The organism is Streptomyces sp., assembly GCF_035563135.1.
GTDB lineage: Bacteria > Actinomycetota > Actinomycetes > Streptomycetales > Streptomycetaceae > Streptomyces.
Genome location: NZ_DATMVN010000748.1, coordinates 1 through 15,628 on the forward strand (window position 1 = coordinate 1; position 15,628 = coordinate 15,628).

16 protein-coding genes are annotated in these 15,628 nt (G+C 70.1%); 8 read left to right on the forward strand and 8 right to left on the reverse strand.

All coding sequences use genetic code 11. From position 1 onward, the window contains the following. A partial coding sequence (gene sodX, locus VN520_RS33415) for a nickel-type superoxide dismutase maturation protease (RefSeq protein ID WP_414720031.1) occupies positions 1–431 on the forward strand: 431 nt, incomplete at its 5' end. Here sodX and VN520_RS33420 read toward each other — a convergent pair. After that, positions 335–964, reverse strand: coding sequence for a CGNR zinc finger domain-containing protein (locus VN520_RS33420; protein ID WP_325750696.1), 630 nt, complete (start codon positions 962–964; stop codon positions 335–337). The genes sodX and VN520_RS33420 overlap by 97 nt on opposite strands. Positions 965–1,131: 167 nt before the next feature. On the opposite strand from VN520_RS33420, the gene VN520_RS33425 reads away from it, so the two are divergent. After that, entirely contained in the window at positions 1,132–1,821 is a 690-nt protein-coding gene (locus tag VN520_RS33425; RefSeq protein ID WP_325750709.1) for a class I SAM-dependent methyltransferase, read from the forward strand. A gap of 118 nt (positions 1,822–1,939) precedes the next feature. Here VN520_RS33425 and VN520_RS33430 read toward each other — a convergent pair whose 3' ends face one another. Genes VN520_RS33430 through VN520_RS33440 form a run of 3 tightly spaced genes read right to left on the reverse strand, consistent with a single transcriptional unit; the run spans position 1,940 to position 4,650 of the window. Further along, entirely contained in the window at positions 1,940–2,701 is a 762-nt protein-coding gene (locus tag VN520_RS33430; protein WP_325750697.1) for an amino acid ABC transporter ATP-binding protein, read from the reverse strand. After that, a complete protein-coding gene (locus VN520_RS33435) occupies positions 2,698–3,663 on the reverse strand; it encodes an amino acid ABC transporter permease (protein ID WP_325750698.1) in 966 nt (321 codons plus the stop codon). The genes VN520_RS33430 and VN520_RS33435 overlap by 4 nt, the downstream gene beginning before the upstream one ends. Before the next feature lie 27 nt (positions 3,664–3,690). After that, positions 3,691–4,650: an ABC transporter substrate-binding protein gene (locus VN520_RS33440; RefSeq protein WP_325750699.1), complete on the reverse strand. Its 960-nt coding sequence runs from the start codon at positions 4,648–4,650 to the stop codon at positions 3,691–3,693. Between the two features lie 522 nt (positions 4,651–5,172). Here VN520_RS33440 and VN520_RS33445 point away from each other — a divergent pair. From VN520_RS33445 to VN520_RS33465, 5 genes are all read left to right on the forward strand, one after another. Continuing rightward, positions 5,173–6,408, forward strand: coding sequence for an NADP-dependent malic enzyme (locus VN520_RS33445; RefSeq protein WP_325750700.1), 1,236 nt, complete (start codon positions 5,173–5,175; stop codon positions 6,406–6,408). A gap of 179 nt (positions 6,409–6,587) precedes the next feature. Continuing rightward, a complete protein-coding gene (locus VN520_RS33450; protein ID WP_325750701.1) occupies positions 6,588–7,553 on the forward strand; it encodes a zinc-binding dehydrogenase in 966 nt (321 codons plus the stop codon). Next, the gene (locus VN520_RS33455; RefSeq protein WP_325750702.1) at positions 7,550–8,095 is read left to right on the forward strand and encodes a GNAT family N-acetyltransferase; all 546 of its coding nucleotides are present in this window, start codon (positions 7,550–7,552) and stop codon (positions 8,093–8,095) included. Before VN520_RS33450 ends, VN520_RS33455 begins: the two co-directional genes overlap by 4 nt. Positions 8,096–8,127: 32 nt before the next feature. After that, positions 8,128–8,337, forward strand: coding sequence for a sigma factor-like helix-turn-helix DNA-binding protein (locus tag VN520_RS33460; protein ID WP_033298277.1), 210 nt, complete (start codon positions 8,128–8,130; stop codon positions 8,335–8,337). Then, positions 8,337–8,909: a Clp protease N-terminal domain-containing protein gene (locus VN520_RS33465; protein WP_325750703.1), complete on the forward strand. Its 573-nt coding sequence runs from the start codon at positions 8,337–8,339 to the stop codon at positions 8,907–8,909. Before VN520_RS33460 ends, VN520_RS33465 begins: the two co-directional genes overlap by 1 nt. A 65-nt stretch (positions 8,910–8,974) precedes the next feature. On the opposite strand, the gene VN520_RS33470 is transcribed toward VN520_RS33465, so the two are convergent. Further along, positions 8,975–9,952: a PadR family transcriptional regulator gene (locus VN520_RS33470; protein ID WP_325750704.1), complete on the reverse strand. Its 978-nt coding sequence runs from the start codon at positions 9,950–9,952 to the stop codon at positions 8,975–8,977. A gap of 1 nt (position 9,953) precedes the next feature. Continuing rightward, on the reverse strand, positions 9,954–10,811 hold the full coding sequence (locus tag VN520_RS33475) for a hypothetical protein (protein WP_325750705.1): 858 nt from the start codon (positions 10,809–10,811) through the stop codon (positions 9,954–9,956). Positions 10,812–10,981: 170 nt separating this feature from the next. On the opposite strand from VN520_RS33475, the gene VN520_RS33480 reads away from it, so the two are divergent. Continuing rightward, positions 10,982–11,869, forward strand: coding sequence for a hypothetical protein (locus VN520_RS33480; protein WP_325750706.1), 888 nt, complete (start codon positions 10,982–10,984; stop codon positions 11,867–11,869). On the opposite strand, the gene VN520_RS33485 is transcribed toward VN520_RS33480, so the two are convergent. Next, entirely contained in the window at positions 11,870–12,052 is a 183-nt protein-coding gene (locus VN520_RS33485) for a DUF6104 family protein (RefSeq protein WP_003961784.1), read from the reverse strand. Positions 12,053–12,142: 90 nt separating this feature from the next. Further along, positions 12,143–15,628, reverse strand: a 3,486-nt coding sequence (locus tag VN520_RS33490) for a multifunctional oxoglutarate decarboxylase/oxoglutarate dehydrogenase thiamine pyrophosphate-binding subunit/dihydrolipoyllysine-residue succinyltransferase subunit (RefSeq protein ID WP_325750707.1), incomplete at its 5' end; no start/stop codon positions are given.

Genomic DNA, 15,628 nt, shown 5'->3' on the forward strand with positions numbered 1-15,628 from the left:
AACCGGCACAGGAGCCGTGGAGCGGGCGGGCGGCGCGTAAGCCGTTCCAGGTGGTGGAGGTGACAGGGCCGTCGATGGTGCCCACGCTCCACCACGGGGACTGGCTGCTCGTGCAGCGGGGGGCGCCGGTGCGCCCGGGGGACGTGGTGATCCTGCGCCATCCGTTCCAGCAGGACCTGCTGGTCGTCAAGCGGGCCGCCGAGCGACGCGGCGGCGGCTGGTGGGTGCTGGGCGACAACCCGTACGCCGGCGGGGACAGCACGGACTACGGGGTGGTGCCCGAGGAGCTCGTGCTGGCCCGGGTGCGGGCCCGCTACAGGCCGCTGCGCAAGGATCAGCGATCGGTGCTCGGGCTACTGGGCTGGGCGGAGTCCGCGGTGCGCCGCATCCCGCCGGCACCTTCCGCCTCCAGGCGCTTGCGGGCGCGGTAGGCCGCCACGTTGGCCCGGGTCGCGCAGCGGTCCGAGCAGTAGCGCCGGGAGCGGTTGGTCGAGGTGTCGAGGTAGGCGTTGCGGCACGGCGCCGCCTCGCACAGGCCGAGGCGCTCCACGCCGTGCGAGGTGAGGTGGAAGGCGAGGCCCATGGCCGCGATCGCGGCGAAGCCCGCCGTCGCGTTCGACGGGTGATCGGCGAGATGCATGTGCCAGTCCGGTTTGCCGTCCTCGTCCCGTGTGTCATGGCCGGAGACCTGCGGGCTCACCGGGAACTCCAGCAGCAGTGAGTTGAGCAGATCGACCGCGAGGGTCTCGTCTCCGCCGTCGGCCGCCTCGAAGACCGCGCGCAGCCGGGCCCGCACGGACCGGAAGCGGGTCACGTCCGCGTCGGTGGCGCGGCGGGCGGCCTGGGCGTTGGCGCCGAACAGTTCACGGACGGACTCGACCGTGGTGAGGGAGTCCTTGTTGCGGGCCGGCTCCTCGGTGTTGACCAGACGCACGGCGTAGTCCGAGTAATAGGCCAGTTCCACTTGTAGTCCTTACGGCGTCGGTCTATGGTCGATGTGGCGACCAGTGTAATGGGTGGTCGCGCTCGAAGGGGCTTACGAATCCGAATGCAGTGGAGGTTCGAGTGACGGCGACGGGCACCGACTGGCAGTCCTGGCAGGAAAGCTGGGACAGGCAGCAGGAGTGGTACATGCCGGACCGCGAGGAGCGGTTCCGGGTGATGCTGGACATGGTCGAGGCCGTCGTGGGGCCCGAACCGAGAGTGCTCGACCTGGCGTGCGGTACGGGCAGTATCACCGACCGGCTCCTCAAGCGGTTCCCGAACGCCACCAGTACCGGAGTCGACCTCGACCCCGCGCTGCTCGCCATCGCGCGCGGCACCTTCGAGGGGGACGGCCGCGTCACCTTCGTGACCGCCGACCTGAAGGACGCCGCCTGGACGGAGCGGCTCCCGTACCGGTCGTACGACGCGGTGCTCACCGCCACCGCCCTGCACTGGCTGCACACCGAGCCGCTCGCCGCCCTGTACGGGCAGATCGGCGGGCTGGTCAGGGACGGCGGGGTCTTCATGAACGCGGATCACATGATCGACGCCGACACCCCCCGCATCAACGCCGCCGAGCGCGCCCACCGGCACGCGGCCATGGACCGGGCCCGGGCCGCGGGCGCGGTGGACTGGGCGGAATGGTGGGCGACGGCGGCGAAGGACCCGGTGCTCGCGGCGCCCACCGCCGAGCGCTTCGCGATCTACGGCGAGCACGCGGACGGCGACATGCCGTCGGTCCACTGGCACGCCCGCACCCTCCGCGAAGCCGGTTTCGCGGAGGCGCGCCCGGTCTGGGCCTCACCGTCGGACAGTCTGGTGCTCGCGGTGAAGTAGGCCGCGCCTCGGTACAGCCCCCGGCGGGTGCCCTCCCGGGCCCCTGGTGTGCGCAGACGGCGAGGAGGGCGGTACGGACCCCGGGTCCGTACCGCCCTCCTCGCCGTCTGCGACGGTGTTACAGCACCTTCGACAGGAACGACTTCGTCCGGTCGTGCTGCGGGTTCGTCAGGACGTCGCGCGGGTGGCCGGACTCGACCACCACGCCGTCGTCCATGAAGACCAGCGCGTCACCGACCTCACGGGCGAAGCCCATCTCATGCGTGACGACGATCATCGTCATGCCGTCCTCGGCCAGCCCGCGCATGACGTCCAGGACATCGCCGACCAGCTCCGGGTCGAGAGCCGAGGTCGGCTCGTCGAACAGCATCAGCTTCGGTTCCATGGCCAGGGCGCGGGCGATGGCCACCCGCTGCTGCTGCCCGCCGGAGAGCTGGGACGGGTAGTTCTTCGCCTTGTCGGACAGGCCGACCCGGTCCAGCAGCCGCTCCGCCCGGGCCCGGGCGACGGCCTTGGCCTCGCCCTTGACCTGGATCGGCGCCTCCATGACGTTCTCGAGGGCCGTCATGTGCGGGAACAGGTTGAAGCGCTGGAAGACCATGCCGATGTCCCGGCGCTGCAGGGCGACTTCGCTGTCCTTGAGCTCGTAGAGCCTGTCGCCCTTCTGCCGGTAGCCCACCAGGTCGCCGTCGACGTACAGCCGGCCGGCGTTGATCTGCTCCAGGTGGTTGATGCACCGCAGGAACGTCGACTTGCCGGAGCCGGACGGGCCGATCAGGCAGAAGACCTCACGGGGGGCGACCTCCAGGTCGATGCCCTTGAGGATGTGCGCGGGGCCGAAGGACTTGTGTACGCCCTCGGCCTTCACCATGGCGGTCATGCGGAGACACCTCCAGAGGGACGGTTGCTGAAGGAGGTGAGGGCGAGCTTGGCCCGCTGGAACGGGGTGAGCGGCAGGTTCCGCAGCGAGCCCCGGGCGTAGCGGCGCTCCAGGTAGTACTGGCCCACGCTGAACACGCTGGTCATCACGATGTACCAGATCGAGGCGACGAAGAGCATCTCCATCACCGCGTAGCTGGTCGAGCCGATCTGCGACGTGGAGCGCAGCAGCTCGTTGTAGGTGACCGCGTAGACCAGCGACGAGGTCTTCAGCATGTTGATGAACTCGTTGCCGGTCGGCGGGATGATCACCCGCAGGGCCTGCGGGAGCACCACACGGCGCATGGTCTTCGCCTGGGTCATGCCGAGCGCGTGCGAGGCCTCGGTCTGGCCCTCGTCCACCGACTGGATGCCCGCCCGGACGATCTCCGCCATGTACGCGGCCTCGTTGAGCGCGAGGCCCAGCAGGGCGCACATGAACGGCGTCATCACATCGGTCATCTCGTCCTTGTAGATGAACGGGATGTTGAGGACCGGGAAGATCAGGGCCAGGTTGAACCAGAGCAGCAGCTGCACGTAGACCGGAGTGCCGCGGAAGAACCAGATGTACAGCCATGCCACCCAGCTGGTCACCGGGTTCCTGGAGAGCCGCATGACGGCGAGCACCACACCCAGGGCCACACCGAGGACCATGGCGAGCACACTGATCATCAGCGTGCGGCCGGCTCCCGCCAGGACGGTGTCGTCGAACAGCTTGTCCTGGACCGCCTGCCACTGGATGTCGCCCTGCGAGAAGGCGTACGCCAGGCCGGCGATCAGCGCGAGCACGACCACGCCGCTGATCCAGCGGCCGTAGTGCCGGACGGGAATGGCCCTGATGGTCTCCGGTGCGACGGTGGTGGCCTTGGAGACGGGTGCGGCGGCCGATGTGCCGCCGGACACCTTGTCGAACTTGTCAGTCATCTCGACTGCCCTTCGGTGGTGCGCCGGTCACTTGCCGCCGTTGATGGTGGCCTTGTCGATCGCGCCGGTGCCGGCACCCCACTTGTCGAGCACCTTCTTGTAGGAGCCGTCGGCGATGATCGCGTCCACGGCCTCCTTGAGCACGTCGCGCAGCTCGGTGTTGTCCTTGTTCACGGCGATGCCGAACGGGCCGGCGTCGATCTGCTCACCGACGACCTCGAAGTCCTTGCCGCCCCCGGCCTTGCGGGCCAGGTCGACCGCGACGGGGTAGTCGTTGACACCGGCGACGGCGCCGCCCGACTTCACGCGGGTCTGGGCCTCGGTGTCGTTCTCGAAGGATTCGATCTTGACGGCCTTCTTCCCGCCGTCCGTGCAGGCCTTCGACTGCTTCTCCAGGGCCTCCTCGTACGTGGTGCCGCGCTGGACCGCCGCGACCTTGCCGCACAGGTCCTCGATGGACTTGACGCCCTCGGGGTTGCCCTTCTTGGTGTACACGGCGGTACCGGCCAGGAAGTAGTCGACGAAGTCGACGCCCTTGCCCAGCTTCTTGCCGCTGTCGTCCAGGCCCTCCTGGCGCTGCTTGTTGTCCGTGATGGACGACATGGCGATGTCGTGGCGGCCGGTGTTGAGCGCGGTGATCAGGCCGTCGAAGGAGCCGGAGGTGAACTCGAACTTCACACCCAGCTGCTTGCCGAGGGCGTCGGCGATGTCGGGGTCCACACCGACGATCCTGCCGTTCTCGACGGACTCCATCGGGGCGTACTCGGCATTCGTGCCGACCTTGATGACACCGGACTTCCGGTACTTCTCCGGGAGCTTGTCGAAGAGCGGGGCGCTGTTCTCGGCCGTGCCGTCGCCGGCCTTCGTCGAGCCGCCGTCGGTCTGGTCGCCGCAGGCGGTCAGCAGCAGGGTGCCGGCGACCGCGACTGCGCAGACCGCGGCAATCCGGGACTTCGCGGTCGTACGACAGAGGGTGCTTGCGGTCATGATCGGAATCCTCCGGCGGTGAGGGAATGCTGGTCAGGTGGGTGCGCACGCACCTTCGGGTGTCGCCACCTTGTGTGATTAGGGCATCTTGCCATTCGGACTCGCCCGATCAGGGGGCCGGGCATGTCAAAATCGGGTAACGGGCGACCCCCGAACCTCAACGGGCTGGTACGGCAGGGCCGGACCTTCTGCTGGAAAGTGCGTGTTCCTCCGGAGAATCTTCGGTGCGTCTCGACCTACGGACGGCCTTTGTAGCCCTTGGTGGACTTGTCCAGATATTCGGCTATGAGTCATGTCACCGAGTCGATACCGACTCGTAAGAGGCCTGGTCCGTCCGGTAAAAAAGACCTTTACACCCCTCATCCGGGGCTCAGGGCGCGTGTGCGGCGCGCCCGCGCGTATGTGCCTCCCCTGCCGGAGCGGTCCAACCGTTCAGCGCCGGGAACGTACGCGGTGCCCGCCCACCCCTCCTCAACCAGGAGTGGCCACCCTCAACTGATGAAGACTTAAGGGGTCAACACAATGGCAGCGGAGATCGTCAATCCTCGCAGCGACAGCAAGACGCACGGCACGGCCGATGCGGTGGGACTCAGCAGTGCGGACGAGCCCTTCGATCCGGCCTTCGCCCTCCACCGCGGCGGGAAGATGGCCGTGCAGGCCACCGTTCCGATCCGCGACAAGGACGACCTGTCCCTCGCGTACACGCCCGGCGTGGCCAAGGTGTGCAGCGCCATCGCCGAGAAGCCCGAGCTCGTCCACGACTACACCTGGAAGTCACAGGTCGTGGCCGTCGTCACGGACGGCACCGCCGTCCTCGGCCTGGGGGACATCGGCCCCGAGGCGTCCCTCCCGGTGATGGAGGGCAAAGCAATCCTCTTCAAGCAGTTCGGCGGGGTCGACGCGGTGCCGATCGCGCTCGCCACGACCGACGCGGACGAGATCATCGACACCGTCGTGCGCCTCGCTCCGTCCTTCGGCGGGGTGAACCTGGAGGACATCTCGGCACCCCGGTGCTTCGAGATCGAGCGCAAGCTCCAGGAGCGTCTGGACATCCCGGTCTTCCACGACGACCAGCACGGCACCGCCGTGGTGACACTCGCGGCCCTGCGCAACGCGGCGAAGCTGTCGGGCCGGACGCTCGGTGATCTGCGCGCCGTCATCTCCGGCGCCGGTGCGGCGGGTGTGGCCATCGCGAAGTTCCTGCTGGAGGCGGGCATCGGTGACGTCGCCGTCGCCGACCGCAAGGGCATCGTCAGCGGCGACCGTGACGACCTCACGGACGTCAAGCGTGAACTGGCGGAGCTCACCAACCGGGCCGGCATCACCGGTTCCCTGGAGACGGCGCTGGCCGGCGCCGACGTCTTCATCGGGGTCTCCGGCGGTACGGTCCCCGAGCCGGCCGTCGCCTCGATGGCGCCCGGCGCGTTCGTGTTCGCCATGGCCAACCCGAACCCGGAGGTCCACCCCGACGTCGCCCACAAGTACGCGGCCGTGGTGGCGACCGGACGGTCGGACTACCCGAACCAGATCAACAACGTGCTGGCGTTCCCGGGCATCTTCGCCGGCGCGCTGCAGGTGCGGGCCTCCCGGATCACCGAAGGGATGAAGATCGCCGCGGCGAACGCGCTGGCGGACGTCGTCGGCGACGAGCTGGCCGCGGACTACGTGATCCCGTCGCCGTTCGACGAGCGGGTCGCTCCCGCCGTCACCGCCGCGGTGGCGGCGGCCGCCCGTGCGGAGGGTGTCGCGCGGCGCTGACGCCGTACGAGGGGCGGGGCGGGGCGCGGGTCGTGTCACAGGCGACGCCGTCCCCGCCCCGCCCTTGCGCATCACCCGCAGGCTCGGCACCCGGTCGCACTCCCGGGTGCCCGAGCTGGGGTGTGTGTCACACCATCGAACGGTTACGTCACGGCACGTCACGGCCTATTGTCGTGGCCATGTTCGCCGCCTACGCAGCCCGCATCGACCGTGACCGGCCCCTCGACGGACTCGTGCTGGGCGAACGCCCGGCGCCCGGGGCGCGGCCCGGGTGGTCCACCGTCCAGGTCAAGGCCGCATCGCTCAATCATCACGACCTCTGGTCCCTGCGCGGCGTGGGCCTCGCCGAGGACAAGCTCCCCATGATTCTCGGCTGCGACGCCGCAGGGATCGACGAGGACGGCAACGAGGTCGTCCTGCACTCCGTCATCGGCCAGACGGGACACGGTGTCGGCCCGGACGAGCCGCGCTCCATCCTCACCGAGCGCTACCAGGGCACTTTCGCCGAGCAGGTCACCGTCCCCAGCTGGAATGTGCTGCCCAAGCCGAAGGAGCTCACCTTCGCGCAGGCCGCCTGCCTGCCGACCGCCTGGCTGACGGCGTATCGGATGCTGTTCACCAATGCCGGTGTGCGGCCCGGTGACTCCGTCCTCGTGCAGGGGGCCGGCGGCGGTGTGGCCACCGCCGCGATCGTGCTCGGCAAGGCCGCCGGGCTCCGGATGTTCGCCACCAGCCGTGACGAGGCCAAGCGCAGGCGGGCCGTCGAACTGGGAGCCGTCGAGGCCTACGAGCCCGGTGCCCGGCTGCCGCAGCGTGTCGACGCCGTCATCGAGACCGTGGGGGCGGCGACCTGGTCGCACTCGGTGAAATCGCTGCGGCCCGGGGGCACCCTGGTCATCTCGGGTGCCACCAGCGGTGACCGGCCCTCGCATGCCGAGCTGACCAGGATCTTCTTCCTGGAACTCAAGGTGGTCGGCTCCACGATGGGTTCCAAGGACGAACTGGAAGACCTGCTGTCGTTCTGCGCGGCCACCGGTGTGCGGCCCGTCATCGACGAGACCCTTCCGCTGGACCGGGCCCGCGAGGGCTTCGAGCGGCTCGCTGCCGGAGACCTGTTCGGGAAGATCGTGCTCACCACCTCGTGAACGGGGCGGCGGAGCTGCCGACGCCGCAGGGGTTGCTGCTGAGGCCCTGGCGGCCCGAGGACGCGCCGGACGTCCTCCGTGCCTTCGTGCCCGAGGAGATGGCCCGCCAGGCGGGCAGGCCCGTCACGACCATGGCCGAGGTACTGGACTGGGTCGCGGCCCGGGAGGAGGAGCGGAAGGCGGGCACCGCGTACACATGGGCCGTCGTCCGGGAGGGGGTCCCGCTCGGGTCCGTGGCCGTGGCGGCGGCGAATCACACCCACGACACCGGCTGGGTCCCGTACTGGACCGTCGAGGCGGCGCGCGGGAGAGGCGTCGCGGTGGAGGGCGTACGGGCGCTGGCCCGCTGGGCCTTCGACGAATTGGACCTCTACCGGCTGGAGCTCGGACACCGGACGGACAACCCCGCTTCCTGCACGGTCGCCCTGCGGGCCGGCTTTGCCGCCGAGGGCATCGACCGGAAGAAGCTCCGCCACGGCGACGAACGGTATGACGTGGAGCGGCACGCCCGCCTCGCAACCGATGATGTCAACAATGGTTGACAGAAGCCCTGATGTCAACGTAAGTTGACGTCATGACCGAAGCAACGGATCTCGCCGCACGCGCCGGTGACCATGACCCGCGCGTCGGGCTGCGTGCCGTCGCCGCGCTGCGGCGGCTGCTCGAACAACTCGAAGCCGTCCAGGTGAGAAGCGCCCGCGTCCAGGGGTGGTCGTGGCAGGAAATCGCTGCCGAGCTGGGTGTCAGCAGACAGGCCGTGCACAAGAAGTACGGGAGGCATTGATGTTCGAGCGATTCACCAAGGGCGCCCGGGCCGCCGTGACCGGAGCGGTGACCCATGCCGAGCGGGCCGGAGCGGACTCGGTCACCGAGGAGCACCTGCTGCTCTCCTTGCTGGACCAGGAGGGCAGCCGGGCCTCCTTCGCCGTCACCGCCCTCGGGCTCACCGACCGGCGCTCCTCGGTGGAGACGGCGCTCGCCGAGGCCCGCCGTCGTGGCGGGCTCACCAAGGCCGACGCGGAGGCGCTCGCCGGTATCGGCATCGACGTCACCGAGATCGTGGCCCGGGTCGAGGAGGCCCACGGCGAAGGCGTCCTGGCGGGCGGCCGGGGGAACCGCCGATGGCGGTCCGGCCACCGCCCCTTCACGGGCGGCGCCAAGAGCATCCTGGAGAAGTCCCTGCGCGTCGCCCTCGGCCGGCGCGATCGCTTCATCGGAGAGGAACACCTGCTGCTGGCCCTGACCGCCTGCCCCGGTGTCGTCGCCGATGTCCTCGCCGAACACGGCGCGACCTACGCGACGGTGGAGCGCGCCCTGTACGGGGACGGGGGGCAGGGGCGGGCCCGGGCGAGCTGACCGGGCGCCGCCGCCCGGCCGGGAAGGCCGGCCGGGCCCCCGGTCGGGCCGGGCGGCGGCCGGGGTCAGGAGGTGCCGGAGGTGCCAGTCGCCTCGTCGGCCGTCCTCCGCAGAGCCGAGTCGATGTGTATCGCGGCTGTGGCCAGATGGCGGCGGGCCTCCGCGAGCTGGGCCTCGGTGACGCCGCGGTCCCGGGCCGTGTCGCGGATGTCGTCGCGGAAGCGGTCCAGCAGGCGGTCCAGGTCACGGGCCGGATCGCCCGTGCTCGTGGCGTCGGCGGCCCACTCGATGCCCGGCTCCTGGGATGCCGGCCGGCTGTACGAGGGCCAGGTGCCGGTCCTGGCGAAACTGCCGAGCTGGCCGGTGATCTCGGCCAGGCCGTCCCGCACACCCGCGGGCCAGTCACCCCGCGCGAAGCGTTCCTGGACCTGACGCGCCGCATTCTGCATCTGCTCCCGCGCCTTCTCGTGTGCCTCCTGGGCCTGACGGCGAGCCTGCTCCGCGTCCTCGCGGGCCTTGCGGGACTCGTCCTTCGCTCTGCGGGCCTGTTCCTTCCACTCCTGCTTGGCCTTGCGCAGCTCCTCCTTCGCGGTGCTCCACGCCTCGCTGTCCCCGAGGCCGGCGTCCCACCCGCTCCGGGCGCCGCCGGAGGTGTGCCGGGACTCCGAGGCTGCCGCGCGCATCTCGCTGCGGAGCCGGCCGGCCGCGCCCCGTACGTCGTCACGGATCTCGGCGGCCAGCTCGGAGACGGAGTCACGGATCTCCAGCTCCAGATCGGCCAGTTCACCGCCGCGTCCCGCCAGCTCGGCCCGTCCGGCGTCCGTGATGGAGTAGACCTTGCGGCCGCCCTCGGTGGCGTGGGTGACCAGGCCCTCGGCCTCCAGCTTGGCGAGCCGGGGATAGACGGTGCCGGCCGACGGTGCGTACAGCCCTTGGAAGCGCTCCTCCAGGAGACGGATCACCTCGTATCCATGGCGGGGCGCTTCGTCCAGCAGCTTGAGGAGGTACAGGCGCAGACGGCCGTGGGCGAATACGGGAGCCATGTCAGAGCACCTTTCCGGTCGGCTCGGCATCGTGGGTGTTGTTCTGGGCGGGCGGGCGGCGCAACAGGGCGATCGAACCCGAGACGGTGGTCGCCTTCAGCTTCCCCGTGCCCGCGCCCAGTGTGCCGGTGATCTTCTTCGCACCCCACTGACCGCCCACCCGCAGGTCCTCGAACGCGTTGGAGACCGTACCGCTCGCGGTGTTCGCCTCGACCTTCGCGTCCGCCGGGTGCGGCAGCCGGATGGCGATCTCGCCGGACACCGAGGTCAGCCTGATGTCCGTCGGTGTCGGCGAGGTGTCGAGATCGAGCACCATGTGGCCGGTGACGGACTCCGCCCGGACCGAGGTGCCGGCGCCGTCGAGGACCGTCAGATCGCCCGACACGGACTGGAAGCGGAGGTCGCCGGTGACGGTCTGGGCCTCCAGGCTGCCGGACACCGTCTCGGCCCGGACAGCTCCGGAAAGACCCACCAGAGTGCTGTCGCCGGAGATGCCCCGCAGCTCGGTGCGTCCCCGGATGCCCGAGACGACGGCCTCGGCGGCGATCACGCCGACCTCCACCGCCGCGCCGGCCGGCACGGCGAGCGAGACCGCGGCGCTGCGGCGCGGGCTCCTGCGGTCGAGCCAGGTGAGGAGGCCCTGCCACGGCAGATCCTCGTAGGCGACGGTGAGGGTGCCGTCCTCCAGGGTCACGGTCAGCGGCGGTCCCTCGATCGCGGACACCTCCAGCCGCGCGGCCGGCCCGTCGGTGCCGACAACATTGATCATGCCGTCGACGATGCGCACGTTGAGGGCTGTCACAGGGTCGTCGAAGGTGAGCTTCTGGGGCTCGGCGACGGTCCACGTCGACTCCGGCATGGGTCTGACCTCCCGCTGGGTGGCATGACGCAACATATCGCGTCCTCTTGAAAACACGATATATCGCGGATCGTGAAAGTCAAGAAGGAATCGAAAGGATGCTCGTGGAGGGTGGGAGCGGGTGGGTCAAAAGCGTTCATTCGTGAGCAAATTGCCCTAGCGTGTGGGACATGACCGCAACATCCGCAGGCGCCCTGCTCCTCTGCCGGGCCGGCCCCGGGTCCGTACGGCCCGTGGCCCGTCTGCTGCCGGAGCGCATGCTGCTCGTGCCCGCCGGGGCCGGCTGGAGCGTACTGGTCCCCGAAGGGAAGCCCTGGCGGAAGGCCGGCCGCGAGGACCACCGGGGAACACCGGCCGCCGGGGACCCGCCGGACGAAGGAAGCGCCGAGCCCGTCGACCGCGTCGTCGGCGGCTGGGCCACCGCCCTCGCGGTGGGCTCCACCTGGCCGGTGCTCGCCCTGTGGTGGGACGGCGACCGGTCCGGATACACCCTCGCCGCGGGTTTCCGCCGCCCTGCCGGCTACACCTGGCTCGCTGACGGCACCCCGGCCGCCGAGGAGGAGGCCATGCGGACGTCTGCCGCCCGGCTGGGCCTCGACCCCGTCCTGGACGTGCAGGCGCTGGAGGCACTCACCCGCCCGGACCCAGAGGCGGACGCCGACGCACGGCTGCGCGGACTGCTCGCCGTACTCGCGCGGGCCGGGGTGGCCCTGCCGCCCGGTCTCACGCCCGGCGAGCCCGCCGACAGACTCCGCTCGGCTGCCGGGGCCCACCCGGAAGCGGAACAGGTCGAACGGGCCGGCCGGCGCGATGCCGTGCGCATGGGACTCGACGCGGTCGAGAGCGGCAGCCCCGGCCCCCGGGTGCTCGGCCCCAGGGCCCGCGCGGTGGCCACGGCGCAGGTCGCCACGGGCCTGCCGCTGGCCCTGTGGGGCGTCCGCCGGCGCAGCGGCGGCTGGGTCACCGCGGGCCTGATCCTCCTCGTGCAGGGCGTGCTGAGGCTCGCCCACAACCGCATCAGGGGCGCGGACGGGGGAGGCGGAAGCTCCGGAGGGTGACTACTCGTCCTCGTCCTCGTCGTCCAGCCGGGCCAGCCAGGTCGCCAGGCGCTCGACGGGAACCTCGAAGTCGGGGTTGAGGTCGACGAACGTACGGAGCTGCTCGGCGAGCCACTCGAAGGTGACCTCCTCCTCGCCGCGCCGCTTCTCCAGTTCCTCGATGCCACGGTCCGTGAAGTACATACGACCAGAATAACGAGGCCGGAAAGGCGGAGGGCCCGGCCCCGCGAGCATCTCGCGGGGCCGGGCCCTCCGGTGGTGCACAGCCGCTGATCAGGCCTCGAAGACCTCGTTGACCAGCTGGGCCTGCTCGGCCTGGTGGCGCTTGGCCGAACCGACCGCGGGGGACGAGCCGTGCGGACGCGAGATGCGGCGCAGACGCTCACCGTGCGGCACGTCGGCGCCGACGGCCAGGTCCAGGTGGTCGATCAGGTTGAGCGCGATGAACGGCCACGCACCCTGGTTCGCCGGCTCCTCCTGGGCCCAGAGGTACTTCTCGGCGTTCGGGTACTTGGCGATCTCGGCCTGGATCTCCGCGCCCGGGAGCGGGTACAGACGCTCCAGGCGGATGATCGCCGTCTCCGTGTCGCCACGCTTCTCGCGCTCGGCGTCCAGGTCGTAGTAGAGCTTGCCGGAGACGAAGACGACCTTGCGGACCGCTTCGGCCTTGACCGTCTCGTCGCCGATCACCGGGCGGAAGCCGCCGGTGGTGAACTCCTCGACCGTCGACGCCGCCGCCTTGAGACGCAGCATCGACTTCGGCGTGAAGACGATCAGCGGCTTGTGGTGCGGGTTGTGCACCTGCCACCGCAGGAGGTGGAAGTAGTTCGACGGGAGGGTCGGCATCGCGACCGTCATGTTGTCCTGCGCGCACATCTGCAGGAAACGCTCCGGACGGGCGGACGAGTGGTCCGGGCCCTGGCCCTCGTAACCGTGCGGGAGGAGCAGGGTGACGCCGGACGTCTGGCCCCACTTCTGCTCGGCCGAGGAGATGAACTCGTCCACGACGGTCTGGGCGCCGTTGACGAAGTCACCGAACTGGGCCTCCCAGATCACCAGGGACTCCGGGCGGGCCAGGGAGTAGCCGTACTCGAAGCCCATCGCCGCGTACTCGCTGAGCAGCGAGTCGTAGACGTTGTAACGGGCCTGGTCGTCGGAGAGGTAGAGCAGCGGGGTGTAGTCCTCGCCGGTCTTCTGGTCGACGAGCACGGCGTGACGCTGGCCGAACGTGCCGCGGCGGGTGTCCTGGCCGGCGAGCCGGACCGGGGTGCCCTCCATCAGCAGCGAGCCGATGGCGAGGGTCTCGCCCATGCCCCAGTCGATCGTGCCGTTCTCCACGGAGGCCGCACGGCGCTGCATCTGCGGCAGCAGGCGCGGGTGCACGGTGATGCCGTCGGGGATGTTGACCTGCGACTCGGCGATCAGCTTCACGACCTCGGAGGTCACCGCGGTGTTCACGGCGACGGGGAACTCCGCCTGCACGTCCGGGACGTGCGGCTGCGACGGCGACGAGGTGGCCTCACGGACCTCCGCGAAGACCTTCTCCAGCTGGCCCTGGAAGTCCTGGAGCGCCTGCTCGGCCTCTTCCAGCGTGATGTCGCCGCGACCGATGAGGGACTCGGTGTAGAGCTTGCGCACCGAGCGCTTCTTGTCGATCAGGGTGTACATCTGCGGGTTGGTGAACTCCGGGTTGTCGCCCTCGTTGTGCCCGCGGCGGCGGTAGCAGATGAGGTCGATGACGACGTCCTTGTTGAACGTCTGCCGGTACTCGAAGGCGAGCCGCGCGACGCGCACCACGGCCTCCGGGTCGTCGCCGTTGACGTGGATGATCGGCGCCTCGATCATGCGCGCCACGTCGGTGGCGTACATCGAGGAGCGCGAGGACTCGGGGGCGGCGGTGAAACCGACCTGGTTGTTGATCACCACGTGCACGGTGCCGCCGGTGCGGTAGCCGCGCAGCTGCGACATGTTGAGCGTCTCGGCGACGACGCCCTGGCCCGCGAAGGCCGCGTCGCCGTGGAGCGCGACGGGCAGGACCGTGAAGTCCGTGCCGCCCTTGTTGATGATGTCCTGCTTGGCGCGGGCGATGCCCTCCAGGACCGGGTCGACCGCCTCCAGGTGCGAGGGGTTGGCGGCCAGCGAGACCTTGATCTGCTCGCCGTCCAGACCGGTGAAGGTGCCCTCGGCGCCCAGGTGGTACTTGACGTCGCCGGAGCCGTGCATCGAACGCGGGTCGAGGTTGCCCTCGAACTCGCGGAAGATCTGCGCGTACGACTTGCCGACGATGTTCGCCAGCACGTTCAGCCGGCCGCGGTGGGCCATGCCGATGACGACCTCGTCCAGGCGGGCCTCGGCGGCGGAGTCGATGACCGCGTCGAGCAGCGGGATGACGGACTCGCCGCCCTCCAGCGAGAACCGCTTCTGGCCGACGTACTTGGTCTGCAGGAACGTCTCGAACGCCTCGGCGGCGTTGAGGCGGCGCAGGATCCGCAGCTGCTCCTCGCGCTCCGGAGCCGGGCGCGGACGCTCCACCCGGTCCTGGAGCCACTTGCGCTCCTTCGGCTCCTGGATGTGCATGAACTCGATGCCGGTGGTGCGGCAGTACGACTCACGCAGGACACCGAGGATGTCACGGAGCTTCATCATCGTCCTGCCGGCGAAACCGCCGACCGCGAAGTCCCGCTCCAGGTCCCACAGGGTGAGGCCGTGCTCGGTGATGTCCAGGTCGGGGTGCTTGCGCTGGCGGTACTCCAGCGGGTCGGTGTCGGCCATCACGTGACCGCGGACCCGGTAGGAGTGGATCAGCTCGAAGACCCGCGCAGCCTTGGTGACGTCGTCGTCGTGCGAGGCGTCGATGTCCTTGAGCCAGCGGACCGGCTCGTAGGGGATGCGCAGCGCCTTGAAGATCTCGTCGTAGAAGTCGTTCTCGCCGAGCAGGAGCTGGGCCAGCACACGGAGGAACTCGCCGGACGCGGCACCCTGGATGACGCGGTGGTCGTACGTCGAGGTCAGGGTCATGACCTTCGAGATGCCCAGCTTGTTCAGGGTGTCCTGGGAGGTGCCCTGGAACTCCGCCGGGTAGTCCATCGCGCCGACGCCCATGATGAGGCCCTGACCGGGCATCAGGCGGGGCACCGAATGGACGGTGCCGATGCCGCCGGGGTTGGTCAGCGAGGCGGTGACGCCGGAGAAGTCGTCCATGCCGAGCTTGCCGACACGGGCACGGCGGACGATGTCCTCGTAGGCCTGCCAGAACTCGAAGAAGTTGAGCGTCTCGGCCTTCTTGATGGCCGCGACGACGAGCTGGCGGTCGCCGTTCGGCTTCACCAGGTCGATGGCCAGGCCGAGGTTGACGTGCTCCGGCTTGACCAGGGTCGGCTTGCCGTCCTTCACCGCGAAGGAGTAGTTCATCGACGGCATGGCCTTGAGGGCCTGCACCATCGCGTACCCGATGAGGTGCGTGAAGGAGATCTTCCCGCCACGGGCGCGCTTCAGGTGGTTGTTGATGACGATGCGGTTGTCGAAGAGCAGCTTCACCGGCACGGCGCGGACCGACGTGGCCGTCGGCAGCTCCAGCGAGGCGTTCATGTTCTTCGCGACGGCGGCCGACGGGCCGCGCAGCGTCACGAACTCGGGGCCGCCGGAGGCTTCGGCCGGGGCCTCGGCCTTCGCGGGTGCCGGGGCCGCCTTCGCGGGCGCGGCCTTCGCGGGGGCGGCCGGGGCCTTCGCGGGAGCTGCCGGAGCGGCGGCCGCGGGCTC